The sequence below is a fragment of the Asprobacillus argus genome, assembly GCF_032248395.1.
GTDB lineage: Bacteria > Bacteroidota > Bacteroidia > Flavobacteriales > Flavobacteriaceae > Polaribacter > Polaribacter argus.
The window spans coordinates 148009-161093 of the sequence record NZ_JAVTTO010000001.1; the positions used below are offsets into that span (position 1 = coordinate 148009).

General features: G+C 33.4%; 13 protein-coding genes. 9 read left to right on the forward strand and 4 right to left on the reverse strand.

Annotated elements, in window-relative coordinates:
- The first annotated feature begins 69 nt into the window (after positions 1-69).
- Positions 70-1812, forward strand: a complete 1743-nt coding sequence (locus RQM59_RS00725; protein ID WP_349240136.1) for an aromatic amino acid hydroxylase — start codon at positions 70-72, stop codon at positions 1810-1812.
- 2 nt (positions 1813-1814) lie between these two features.
- Here RQM59_RS00725 and RQM59_RS00730 read toward each other — a convergent pair whose 3' ends face one another.
- Positions 1815-2579, reverse strand: a complete 765-nt coding sequence (locus RQM59_RS00730; protein ID WP_349240137.1) for an alpha/beta fold hydrolase — start codon at positions 2577-2579, stop codon at positions 1815-1817.
- Between the two features lies 1 nt (position 2580).
- Positions 2581-3294, reverse strand: a complete 714-nt coding sequence (locus tag RQM59_RS00735) for a pyridoxine 5'-phosphate synthase (protein ID WP_349240138.1) — start codon at positions 3292-3294, stop codon at positions 2581-2583.
- A gap of 60 nt (positions 3295-3354) precedes the next feature.
- Here RQM59_RS00735 and RQM59_RS00740 point away from each other — a divergent pair, with 60 nt between their 5' ends.
- From RQM59_RS00740 to murI, 8 genes are all read left to right on the forward strand, one after another.
- Positions 3355-4014: a CBS domain-containing protein gene (locus RQM59_RS00740; RefSeq protein WP_349240139.1), complete on the forward strand. Its 660-nt coding sequence runs from the start codon at positions 3355-3357 to the stop codon at positions 4012-4014.
- Between the two features lies 1 nt (position 4015).
- Positions 4016-4915 carry an NAD kinase gene (locus tag RQM59_RS00745; protein ID WP_349240140.1) on the forward strand — a complete coding sequence of 300 codons (900 nt, stop codon included), beginning with the start codon at positions 4016-4018 and terminating at the stop codon, positions 4913-4915.
- 104 nt (positions 4916-5019) lie between these two features.
- Positions 5020-5697: a type IX secretion system protein PorG gene (porG, locus tag RQM59_RS00750; RefSeq protein WP_349240141.1), complete on the forward strand. Its 678-nt coding sequence runs from the start codon at positions 5020-5022 to the stop codon at positions 5695-5697.
- Positions 5698-5700: 3 nt separating this feature from the next.
- Positions 5701-6453 carry an undecaprenyl pyrophosphate synthase gene (gene uppS / locus RQM59_RS00755; protein WP_349240142.1) on the forward strand — a complete coding sequence of 251 codons (753 nt, stop codon included), beginning with the start codon at positions 5701-5703 and terminating at the stop codon, positions 6451-6453.
- Entirely contained in the window at positions 6413-8953 is a 2541-nt protein-coding gene (gene bamA, locus RQM59_RS00760) for an outer membrane protein assembly factor BamA (protein WP_432208128.1), read from the forward strand. Before uppS ends, bamA begins: the two co-directional genes overlap by 41 nt.
- A 58-nt stretch (positions 8954-9011) precedes the next feature.
- A complete protein-coding gene (locus tag RQM59_RS00765; RefSeq protein WP_349240144.1) occupies positions 9012-9785 on the forward strand; it encodes an OmpH/Skp family outer membrane protein in 774 nt (257 codons plus the stop codon).
- A 26-nt stretch (positions 9786-9811) separates the two neighbouring features.
- The gene (locus RQM59_RS00770; RefSeq protein ID WP_349240145.1) at positions 9812-10342 is read left to right on the forward strand and encodes an OmpH/Skp family outer membrane protein; all 531 of its coding nucleotides are present in this window, start codon (positions 9812-9814) and stop codon (positions 10340-10342) included.
- A gap of 63 nt (positions 10343-10405) precedes the next feature.
- The gene (gene murI, locus RQM59_RS00775; protein ID WP_349240146.1) at positions 10406-11203 is read left to right on the forward strand and encodes a glutamate racemase; all 798 of its coding nucleotides are present in this window, start codon (positions 10406-10408) and stop codon (positions 11201-11203) included.
- A gap of 2 nt (positions 11204-11205) precedes the next feature.
- On the opposite strand, the gene RQM59_RS00780 is transcribed toward murI, so the two are convergent.
- Positions 11206-12180 carry a PorP/SprF family type IX secretion system membrane protein gene (locus tag RQM59_RS00780; RefSeq protein ID WP_349240147.1) on the reverse strand — a complete coding sequence of 325 codons (975 nt, stop codon included), beginning with the start codon at positions 12178-12180 and terminating at the stop codon, positions 11206-11208.
- Between the two features lie 207 nt (positions 12181-12387).
- Positions 12388-13056, reverse strand: coding sequence for an alpha/beta hydrolase family protein (locus tag RQM59_RS00785; RefSeq protein ID WP_349240148.1), 669 nt, complete (start codon positions 13054-13056; stop codon positions 12388-12390).
- Positions 13057-13085 lie beyond the last annotated feature (29 nt).

Here is a 13085-nt window from a genome sequence, read left to right on the forward strand (position 1 = left end):
AAGCAATTTATAATACCTGTTAATTTCGTCACATTAACTACCTTTGTTTTTTATTGAAACCCATTTAGAATGGCACAGTCGAAAGGATATGAAAGTAATGAACTTATAGATAGGTTACCACCTCACTTAAAGCAGTTCATAAAACCTCAAAATTACGATGAATACACTCCCATCAATCAAGCTGTTTGGCGGTATGTAATGCGTAAAAATGTAGCCTATCTATCCAAGCATGCTCATGAATCTTATATAAGAGGCTTAGGGAAAACGGGGATCAAAATTGATGAGATCCCAAGCATGTATGGAATGAACCGAATTTTAAAAGAAATTGGCTGGGCAGCAGTTTCTGTAGATGGTTTTATTCCACCAAATGCGTTTATGGAATTCCAAGCATATAAAATTCTGGTAATTGCCTCGGACATTCGCCAATTGGAGAATATTGAATATACTCCTGCTCCCGATATTATTCATGAAGCTGCAGGCCATGCCCCAATCATAGCGAACCCAGATTATGCAGAATATTTGAGACGTTTAGGAGAAGTAGGAGCTAAAGCTATTTTATCTAAACATGATATAGATCTCTACGAAGCCGTTCGGAAATTATCTATTCTAAAAGAAGCCGAAAGTGTAGCGGCAGATGATCTAAGAGCCGCAGAGGAAGAAGTAGATCTATTGCAAAAAAAAGAAGTTGAGCTTTCAGAAATGGCTAAGATACGAAACCTGCAATGGTGGACTGTAGAGTATGGTTTGTTAGGAGATAAAAACGCGTCAAAAATTTATGGTGCTGGTTTACTCTCTTCTATAGGAGAAAGTAAATGGTGTATGAGCGATAAGGTAAAAAAGATTCCTTATTCTATTGATGCATTGGAGCAATCCTTTGATATTACGCAACCGCAACCTCAGCTATATGTAAGTCCTGATTTCTCTTATCTTATGCAAATATTAGAAGAATTTGCCAAAGGCATGAGTCTGCGTAAAGGAGGTAGTCGAGGATTACAACGATTGATAGATTCTCAAATGGTTGGTACCATAGAGCTTAGTACAGGTTTGCAAGTTTCGGGAAAATTCTCCAGAGTACTTTTGAACGAAGACCGAGAAGTTATATTTTTTAAGACAGAGGGGCCTACAGCATTAGCATATAGAGAAAAAGAATTAATCGGGCATGGTATTGATTACCACAAACATGGTTTTAGTTCTCCTTTAGGAAAATTAAAAAACATCAATCTTGCTATTGAAGATATGGGGCCGGTAGATCTTAAAGCCTATAATTTTTATGATGGGAAATGGTTGTCTTTTGAGTTTGAAAGCGGTATCAAGGTAAAAGGCATGAACGTTACAGGTCTTCGAAACTTAAAAGGTAAATTAATGCTGATCCAATTAAAAGATTGCACAGTAACATACAAAGACGACGTTCTATTTAAGCCTGAATATGGTATTTTTGATATGGTTGTTGGTAAAAAGATCGTTTCGGCCTTTGCGGGTGCTGCCGATTTTAATTCATTTCCGAATTTATATAATGTATCAAGAACCTTAACGATTAAGCCTGAAAAATCGGATAGTATTTTAACTTTAGAGTCCTACTACAAAAGCATTCGCAAAATGAGGGAAACCTCTTCAAAAAACGAATCCTTACTTAAAAAAATATTTCAAGAAGTACGTTATAATTATAAAAATGAATGGTTATTACCACTGGAGATATTGGAATTGACGGAGGAACCTCCGTTAAACGAGAAAATCTCTAACTATTTAAATGAGTTAGCTTCTACTAATTCTAAATTGAAGGCATTGATTTTAGAAGGAATTGAGATGTTATAAACCTAATTCAAAAACTTCATAACTAATTCAAAAAAAAATTCTGGATTGTCCGCATGTAACCAATGCCCTGCCTTAGGTATTATCACAATATTTGAATTTGGGAAATGTGCTTTAATAGTCGGTTTTTCCTCCTTCGTAATATAACCTGAATTCCCTCCTGCCAAAAACAATGTTGGGCCTTCGTAAGAAGTAAATGACGGCAATGCCTGCCCTATTTCAGGATTGTTTTCAGTTAGTGACGATAAATTAAATCTAAAATCTAGTTGTCCTTTCTCCCTCCAGAATACATTTTTCAATAAAAATTGCCTCACACCCATTTCAGGAATTAGCTCACTTAATTTCTCATCTACCAATTGCCTCGTTTTTTGCACAGAAAAATCTACAGAATTTAAAGCTGCTAATATTTCATTATGATGCGGTTCGTAGGCCCTTGGGGAAATATCAGCAATAAGCAATTTATGAATCAACTCTGGATATTCAACAGCAAACAGCATGGCTGTTTTTCCTCCCATAGAATGGCCCAATAAGATACAATCCTCAAGATTATGTTGTTCTATATAGTTGTATAGATCTTCTACCATTATTTCATAATCAAACTCATCGGCATGAAAACTCCTTCCATGATTTCGTTGATCGATCAAATGTACCTCATAGAATTCGGCAAACTTATTACCTAGAGATTTCCAATTATCTCCCATACCAAAATACCCGTGAAGTATTAAAAAAGGACGCCCCTTACCTAGAATCCTAGAATGTAAAATATCCATATTATTGTAATCGATGTAAATACATATTAACCACATTTTGTAAGCCTAAATACAGACTTTCCGAAATCAAAGCATGACCAATAGAGACCTCTGCCAAATTAGGTATGTTTTGCTTAAAGAATTGAATATTCTCTAAATTAAGGTCATGACCAGCATTGATTCCTAACCCCAAATCATGGGCTAACAAAGCAGCCTCAGTATATGGTTTTACAGCACCTGTATTTCCTTTTTCATATTGACTTGCAAACGCTTCAGTATAGAGCTCAATTCTATCAGCTCCTGTTTCAGCAGCGCCTTCAATAAGCTTGAGATCCGTATCAATAAAAATAGATGTTCTAATCCCATTGTCTTTAAAGTCCGTGATTACTTCTTTTAAAAAAGATTGATGCGTAATAGTATCCCAACCAGCATTGGAAGTCAGCACATCATTTCCATCTGGCACTAACGTAACTTGTGTTGGTTTTATGGCGAGTACTAGATCCATAAAATCAGCTATTGGATTTCCTTCTATATTGTATTCCGTAGTCACAATAGGTTTAAGATCATACGCATCTTGATACTTAATATGGCGTTCATCTGGCCTCGGATGTATCGTAATTCCTTCTGCTCCAAATTCTTGAATATCTACAGCTACCTTCAATAAATCTGGCACATTTCCTCCTCTAGAGTTTCGTAACGTAGCTATTTTATTAATATTAACACTTAACTTTGTCATTGAGTTTATTTAAAGCACAAAAATAACGCATTTAATCATTTTAGCCTATATTCGTGATAGATGAATATGAATGAATATATCGTAAAAGAAATCAAGGAGCTTTCGCTGGAGAGTAGTATTAATAGTGCAGAAAAGATCTGTAATGAAATTCCTGTTACTCATATACCTGTAGCAGATAAAAATATTCTTATAGGTTGTTTCTTGGAGAGTGATATTAGGACTATTGAGAACAAAGATGATACTATTGGTAATCATAAAGAGGCGCTGACATTTTTTTATGCAACGGAAACAGATACCGTATTAGATCTTATTACTATTTTCTCAGACAATGACACCAATATTCTACCTGTTATAAATGAGCACAAAGAATATTTGGGATATTATGAATTGAACGACGTTTTAGATGTCTTTAATTCGAGTCCATTTTTATATCAACATGGAATAATTATTACTGTCGAAAAGCTTAAAAAAGATCTATCCATAAGTGAAATTGCACAAATTGTTGAAAGCAATAATGCGAGACTGCTAGGAATTTATATTTCAAAGGAAAAATCAGATCTCCTTCAAGTAACTTTAAAAGTGAGTTCAGAAGAAATCAATACGGTTATTCAAACCTTTAGAAGGTATAATTATGCTATCATTTCTGAACATAATGACGATTCTTATTTAAAAGACCTGAAAAATAGATCAGATTACTTGCAAAAATATCTAGACATGTAGTATGAAAAAAGTAGCAATTTACGGTCAGTCCTATACAGTACATGCTGCAAAAGAGATCAAGCTCTTAATTGCATCATTAGAAAAGAATAATATTGTTTTTTTCTTGGAAAAGAATTTGTACGGTTTATTGAAAGAACATAAAATTATACAAAAAAAATATCCTGAATTCTCTAGCTTTTCTGACCTAAATAATTCTTTTGATTTGTTATTTAGTATTGGAGGAGATGGAACCATTTTAAGAGCAGTCACGTATGTTAGAGATTTAGATATTCCAGTTTTAGGCATTAATACTGGAAGACTTGGTTTTTTGGCAAATGTGAAAAAAGATGAAATCGAAAGCGCTATTGATCTTTTAGTAAAAGGAAAGTACGACACTCAAGAAAGAACATTACTTCAAGTATCCACTGAACCTAAGAATAAGGATTTAGACGAACTCAATTTTGCCTTAAACGAGATTACCATTGCTAGAAAGAATACTACTTCTATGATTGGGGTAAAGACATTTTTAAATCAGGAGTACCTAACAAATTATTGGGCAGATGGCTTAATTATAGCTACCCCCACAGGATCTACAGGATACTCCTTAAGTTGTCAAGGACCAGTAATTTCACCAAATTCAAAAAATTTGGTCATCACACCAATTGCTCCTCACAACCTAAATGCAAGACCAATGGTAATTCCGGATGACACCCAAATAAAATTAGAAATTGATGCTAGAGAAAAGGACTTTTTAATTTCATTAGACTCCCGAATTGTGACCTTGCCAAAAGAGACAAAAGTCTTTTTGAAAAAAGCATCTTTTACTATCCGAACAATAATTCCTAAAAACCAAACGTTTTTAAAGACACTACGTACTAAATTACTTTGGGGCGAAGACACCAGAAATCAATCTAATCAATAGAGCTTAGCAACAATAATTATTATAAATAATAGTTATTCAAAAAAGACCTTTAATAACTTAAAAAAGCAAATTGAAATAACTATATTTGCACGCTATTTTTTAGAATGAAAAGATATACGATAATTTTACTATTCATTTGTTTTTCAACAAATTGTTACACTCAAATTAATGAAGTTGGTGTTTTTTTGGGGGTTTCCAATTATGTTGGAGATATTGGAAGCACAAGTTACCTAAAACCGAAAGATGTTGGAGCCGGATTAATGTACAAGTGGAATTTAAATCCTAGAATAGCTTTTAGAGGAACTTATACATATATCCGTATAAAAGCAAATGATGCTAATTCTGACAATCTAGTACGTCAAAATAGAGGGCTAAATTTTTCTAATACAATTAATGAATTTGCTTTAGGTATAGAATTTAATTTCTTTGAATACGATCTCTCTTCTACGGACAAAACATACACTCCATACATTTTAGCAGGTATTGCAGCTTATGATTATAGAACCGTGAAATCATCAGGAACTCCTGGTAATTTTTTATTTACTAGGAATACTTCAGTAGCTTTACCTTTTGGTGTTGGTTTTAAGTCCAAAATTTATGGTAAATTAGCGTTCGCAATTGAAACTAGAGTTAGATATACATTCAATGATAAATTAGATTATTCTACTCCGGAGTTTCCGCAGTTAGATTACGGTGGCACAGGGAATGATTGGTATATGTTTACAGGGGCTTCATTGATTTATACATTTGGCAGACCCGCATGTTATTCAAGTCGCAGATAATTTATGGAAAAAAAACTACGCATTAACTTACATAAAGTTCCTAGACACGTTGCCGTTATTATGGATGGTAATGGTCGTTGGGCTAAAGGTAAAGGAATGAATCGTATTTTTGGACATAGGAATGCTATGACTGCCATACGAGATACTGTAGACGCGGCAAAAGAAATTGGAGTAGAAGCAGTAACCATGTACGCGTTTTCGACAGAAAATTGGAATAGACCAAAGCTAGAAGTTGATGCTCTAATGAACTTATTGGTTTCTACATTGAAAAAGGAACTTCCTGAATTTCACAAAAAGCATATTCAAGTAAGTACAATTGGTGATATCATTTCATTACCTAAAAAAGCACAAACAATTTTAAGGACAGTTATTTCAGAAACCAAAGATTATAATGGAATTAAGCTAGTTTTCGCATTAAGTTATGGTTCAAGAGAGGAAATTGTTAATGCAATCAAAAACATATCTAAAAAAGTTGTTAATAACGAAATTCATTTAGAAGAAATTAACGAAAAAGTTATTAATAATCATTTATATACGTTTAATTTGCCCGACGTTGATTTAATGATACGTACGAGTGGCGAAAAAAGAATAAGCAATTACCTTTTATGGCAAATGGCTTATGCCGAATTATATTTTACAGATATACTTTGGCCCGATTTTAGAATGGAGCATTTTTACGATGCAATTATAGAATATCAGAACAGAGAAAGACGATTTGGAAAAACAAGCGAGCAAATTACAGTACCTAAAAAGTAATTTATCAATTACTATATTATTTATTCTTTTATCTTCTAATCTAAGTTTGACAGCTCAGACGGTTAAGGATTCTATCCCCCAAAAGAAAACAAACCTTTCCTATGAGAGTGGAAAAGAATATATCTTAGGAGGTATAACAGTTACAGGACTTAGAAAATTTAGTGCATCCACCGTAAAGGTATTTACTGGTCTAAAAGATGGGCAACTTATTAAGTTACCCGGAGACAAACTTACAAGCGCTATTAAAAAACTATACGAGAGTAAACAGTTTAGCAATGTAGACGTTTACCTTGCAAAAATCGATGGCAATACGGTATATCTGCAATTTGACGTAAAAGAACTACCACAATTAAACAATGTTACTTTTAGCGGACTTAGTAAGTCTAAAACAAAAAACCTGATAAAAGAAACTGATCTTAAAACAGGGGCTATGGTAACAGACAACCTAGTTGTTACTTCTAAGAATTTTATTAGAAAAAAGTTTACGGACAAAGGATTCTTAAAAACAGACGTATCTATTACCACACAAGTGGATTCTTCCGACATTAACACCGTAAACATGCTAGTAGATGTTAATAAGGGTAAAAAAATAAAAATTAAGAATATTACGTTTAAAGGGAACAAGGCGTTATCCGCTTCTAAGCTTAGAGGCATTATGAAAAACACACGTCGTAGTTTTCCTGGTAGATTTTGGAAAGGATCGAAATATATAGATGAGGACTATCAAGAAGACTTAGAAAGTATTTTAGATAAATACAGCCGACTAGGATATAGAGATGCAAGAATCATAAATGATCAATTATCTTGGAATGATAATAACACCATTAATCTTGAAATTGAGTTAGAAGAAGGAAGGCAATATAGATTTGGAGAAATTATTTATGTCGGTAATAAAAAGTATACCGATGAACAGTTAAATAAAATTCTTAAGATCCAAAAAGGAGATTTATATAATGGTTCTGTTCTTAAAGAAAGAATTTCTGGCGATGGAACTCCTAGTTCCGAAGATATTCAAACTTTATATCAAGATAGTGGTTTCCTTTTCTCAAGTGTAAATGCTGTCGAAACTAAAGTTGTAAATGATTCAATTACTGTTGAGATCAGAATTAGAGAAGATGAGCAGGCTACCATTAAAAAAGTAACAGTTGTTGGTAATGACAAAACCAATGATCATGTCATATTTAGAGAACTTAGAGTAAAACCAGGAGATCTATTTAGTAGAACAGCGATTATTCGTTCTATTCGTGAATTAGGTCAATTAGGCTTCTTTGATACTAATGTAGTTCCAGATGTAAAACCTGACTATCAGAATAAAACTGCCGATATTGAATTCACTGTTGTCGAAAAAGGAGGAAGTCAGATAGAACTACAAGGGGGATACGGAGGAGGATCCTTTATTGGTACGCTTGGGTTGTCTTTTAATAACTTTTCGTTGAAGAATATTTTCAAAAAAGACGCATATAAACCATTACCTATGGGTGATGGCCAGAGCTTATCTTTACGATTACAATCCAGTAGGACCTTTAATACATATAGTTTTTCATTTACCGAACCTTGGTTGGGTGGTAAAAGACCTCAATCGTTAAGTTTTTCTATCTATAGTTCCAAGCAGTTTCAACTAAACCCTAGAACGTTCGATGTAGACAGAAGTAGAAACTTAGGAATTCTTGGAGCTTCTATTGGACTAGGAAAAAGATTAAGATGGCCAGATGACTTCTTTTCACTTTCTCAAACGGTAAGCTATCAAAACTTTACCCTTAACGATTATGGATTTAGAGTTGGATCTGATGTTTTAAGCGATGGAAGTTTGAATAACCTATCCTATAATATTGTATTTAGCAGAAACAGTGCTGGACCAAGTTTAATATTCCCTACAAGAGGTTCTACATTTAGCTTAGGAGCAAAACTAACATTCCCTTACTCTTTGTTTAGTAACAAGGATTATGATAATATTAGTGTTGCAGAAAAATACAAATGGTTGGAGTATTATAAATTATCATATAAAGGTAAATGGTATTCGAAGTTAGCAGAAAAGCTGGTTTTAATGACCAATACAGAAGTTGGGTTCTTAGGATATTATAATCGAGAACTAGGGCACTCTCCTTTCGAAAGATATTTTGTAGGTGGAGATGGTATTGCTCAATTTCAACTAGATGGTAGAGAGACTGTTGGTATTAGAGGATATGAGAACAATCGTTTATCTACCATAGATGGAGGAACCATCTATACCAAGTACCAATTAGAATTAAGATATTCAATAACAGATAAGCCTTCCGCTTCCATTTATACTTTAGGTTTTATAGAAGCCGGTAATTCGTATGACAATTTTCGCTTCTTTAATCCGTTTGATGTTAAAAGATCAGCGGGAGTAGGAATTAGAGTATTTATGCCAGCTTTCGGTTTACTAGGTATTGACTTTGCACATGGTTTTGATACATTACCTGGAACAAACAGTAAGTCTGGATGGCAAACGCATTTTATTATTGGTAGGCAATTCTAAAAAGCAGTATATTGCTCTATATTTTTATTTGGCATGGTTTTTTCTAAATATATTTAAAATGAAAAAAACAATTTTATTAATCTTTTTAAGCTTATGTATAGGAACAGCATCCTATGCGCAAAAGCCTCAAAGAGTTGCCTATATAGATATGGAATACATTCTCGAGAATGTTCCTGAGTACTTAGAGGCACAAAATACATTAGATGCTAAAGTAGCTAAATGGAGAGCCGAGTTAGACAAATTAGCTAGATACATAGAGGTTCTAAAGACAGATCTGGCAAATGAAAAGGCTATTCTGACAAAGGATTTAATTGAGGAGAAAGAAGAAGAGATCACATTAAAGCAACAAGAGCTTAGAAGACTAGAATCTCTTTATTTTGGCCCAAATGGAGATATGTACCTGTTACGAAAACAATTGGTAAAACCTATTCAGGACCAAGTATACAATGCAGTACAAAGCATTGCTGCTATTAGAAAATATGACTTTGTTTTTGACAAATCTAGCGAGTTGGTGATGTTATATTCCAATAAAAAATACGATATTAGCGATCTCATTTTAAACAGGATAAATCGAAATAGAAAAGTTGATGAATTAAAGAAAAAGAAGTCAACGAAACCTAAAAAAGAGTTAACAGAAAAACAAAAGCAAGCTCAAGCTAAAAAAGCTGCATTAGCGGCTAAAAAATTAGCCGACAAAGAAGCTAAAAAGAAGAAGATTGAAGATGCAAGGAAAGCAAAGCTAGCAGAGAGAGAGCGTAAAAGAAAACTTTTAAGAGATAAAAAAGCAGCTATAAAGAAAAAGAACGATTCGATAAAGAATAATAAAAATTAGAATAATTAATTACAAATCAAGAAAGAATGAAAAATTTAAGGAGTTTACTATTTATTGCAGTGTTTGCATTGGGTATGAGTGGTGTTGCAAATGCACAAAAAATAGCTCATATAGATTTTAGTAAAGTTGTAGCCAGTATGCCAGAAATGCAAGCTCTGAACAAAAATTTAGAGAAAATTGAAAAAACTTGGAAAGATGAGCTGCAAGGAATGGAGAAGAAATTACAAGATAAGTATACTAAATATAGTGCTGAGTCAGATAAGCAAACAAAAGCTATCAATGAAAAAAGAGCTTTAGAGATCCAAGATGATCAAAAAAGGTTGAATCAATCTAAACAAATGGCTCAAAATGATATGCAACAAAAAATGAATGACGGACTTACTCCTATTGTAGACAAAGCACGTAAAGCCATTCAAGAGATTGCAGATTCTAAAGGAATCATCTATGTTATAGATACTTCTAAAGGTGTGTTAATCGCCTTTGAAAAAGGAGAAGATCTATATGCAGCGGTAAAAGCTAAATTGGGACTTGTAGAGTTACCTGCAGCTAAAAAATAATAGTATTTAAATAGAAAATAAAAAAACCTACTTAGCTAAGTAGGTTTTTTTATTTTTACACACATGAACAATAGTGCTAACCCACCCATAGGTGTTTTTGACTCTGGTATCGGAGGAACTTCAATCTTAAAAGAGATTAACAACCTCATGCCTTATGAAGATACTATCTACCTTTCAGATAGTGCAAATGCTCCATATGGTCAGCGCTCATCTGAAGAAATCATAGCCCTAAGCATTAAGAATACGGAATATCTGTTACAAAAAGGCTGTAAGATCATTGTGGTTGCTTGTAATACAGCTACTACTAATGCCATTGAAGTATTGCGAAATAATTATAATGTTCCTTTTATAGGAATTGAGCCTGCCATTAAGCCAGCAGCTTTAAAAACGGCAACAAACGTTATAGGGATACTAGCCACAAAAGGAACGTTAAACAGTCAATTATTTGAGCAAACATCAAATACTATAAATAATAGTATAACTATTGTAGAACAAGTAGGAGAAGGTCTCGTTGAGTTAATCGAACGTGGAAAAATCTACTCAGAGAAAATGACGTTGCTTTTGAAAAAATACCTCCAGAATATACTCAATAAAAATGCAGATTGCATTGTTTTGGGTTGTACTCATTATCCTTACTTGATTCCACAAATTCGAAATATTGTGGGAAACGATATTCATATAATAGATTCTGGTGAAGCAGTTGCCAAACAAACAAAACGTATTCTTTCTGAGAACAATCTTCTAAATGAAGAAATTACACACAAAGGTGTTCAATCCATCCTTATAAATTCTGATAGTCGTCCACTTCAAGCTATATTAGGATACAGACAAGGTTATACTATATGTGAAGTTGCTTTTTAATTCTAGAAAGTAGCATTGATATTTGGACAAGCAGCCGCTCTAGGTCTTCTTGTAAACAAATTAACACCTACAGAAACTTGATGAAATCCTGCATTCGTTAATACTATATCGTTCAACTGTTTTGTGTACGTATAAGAAAACATCATTTTTTTATAGTTAACCCCAATAATAGGAGTAATATATTTTAAGTTTTCTATAGGGTTAGAATCAAAACTTCTTCTGTAAGATAATGCCGCCCAAAATTGAGTTTCATTATAGGTCTTATAGGCTTTTATATTGAAGTCTGCTATTCTTTCACCTGTACTTTCTCTAAGCTGAATCATAATAGAAGGCTCTAACTGAACAAACGCATCTTTATTATTAAAATAATACCCTAGACTAACAATATAATTTCTTAGATCTAATGGCTCTAAGCTATTATTCAAATTATTCTTAGCAGATAATAAAAGATTCTTGACAGTTAAATAAGACGAAAAGCCTCCATAATGGTATGCAACACTAAAGTCCGCATTAAAGTAACTTGTGCTTTCTATTAATTGCGCCACAGCTGGATCTCCTGTAAAAGTAGATTGATCCGTTTGGTTCTGAACTCCTGTAAAGGATACACCAAAAGATAATTGGTTAAAATAGTTCCCTCTATTCAATTCCAAGTGATACGCGTATGTTCCTTGTACCCCTTTTTGCGAATGAAATCCGTTCTTATCGTTGAATACTACAACTCCTAATGCTGCTTTTCTTCCAAATTTATTATGAAAGCTCATTGTTTGTAAGCTAGGTGCATCTTTAATTCCTGCCCATTGTTGTCTTGCTGTAAATCTCAGTTTTCCCGTATTACCTATACCGGCAGCCGAAGGGTGAACTAAAAATACATTGTCAGACAAGTAATCAGAATAGATAGGAAGTGTTTCTTGTGCGCTTAAACTAAGGGCCGAAAACAGTGCTATAAGGGTAATCTTTAATCGTAGAAATAACTTCATAAAAGTTATAGAATTTTTTTGTGAAACCAAATATATTATTTTTCAATCAAATAGGTATATCTTTCTTCCACTTTTAACAACAAAATACTAAACTGAAAAAAAGCAATAATATTGTGTTCAGAAGAGATTCCTTCTTATTCCCTTTTTTTACAGATTCTATATTCAACTAAAACAGTCTCAGCTCTAAAAACCCTATATATCTTATTATTATTTTAACCACTCCATAAATTTCATAAATCGATCCCCTATAATCTCCTTAAGAACATGCCCACCGCCTTTTACAATTTGCAACTTTACCTCAACACCTAATTCCTTTAGCGTAGTATTAAACCTTTTAGCACTGTTTAGCCAATAACCATCATGCTCACCTACAATAAAATTCACTTTTATGTTCTTAAGCTTTATTAATTCCCTCTTGTTTGCAGTTCTTGGATGACCAGGTACTCCCGTTATGCTATGGAAATACTCTGGAAGGTTTAACACGGTTTTGAATGCCCCAGCACTATTTGCGCTAAACCCCATAATGTGAAACTTATTTCCTTTCGGTTTAAATTGCTGCTTTAAATGATCAAAAAATGCTTTAAGGGTTTTCATATTATTAGGCCTAATCGTTGCATTTGTTTCTATCAATATCCAATCATAGTTGGCAGTATTCCTTCCCCAAAAGAGAAAATCATTGCTATCGTCGGCGGTTCCCCCGCCTGGTGCTATGAGAACATGATACTCTTTATTCTTTGCATAATTTTTTGGTAAATTATACGCATATTTCATCTTCACCCCATCTGTATTTTTAAATATTGTGTTTTCCTTTTTATGTTGACCAAAAGCTAATCCGACCATCAGAAGGAAACAGATTAACACGAACGTATTTTTCATGATTTTATATGAATTAAATTAAGTAGCCA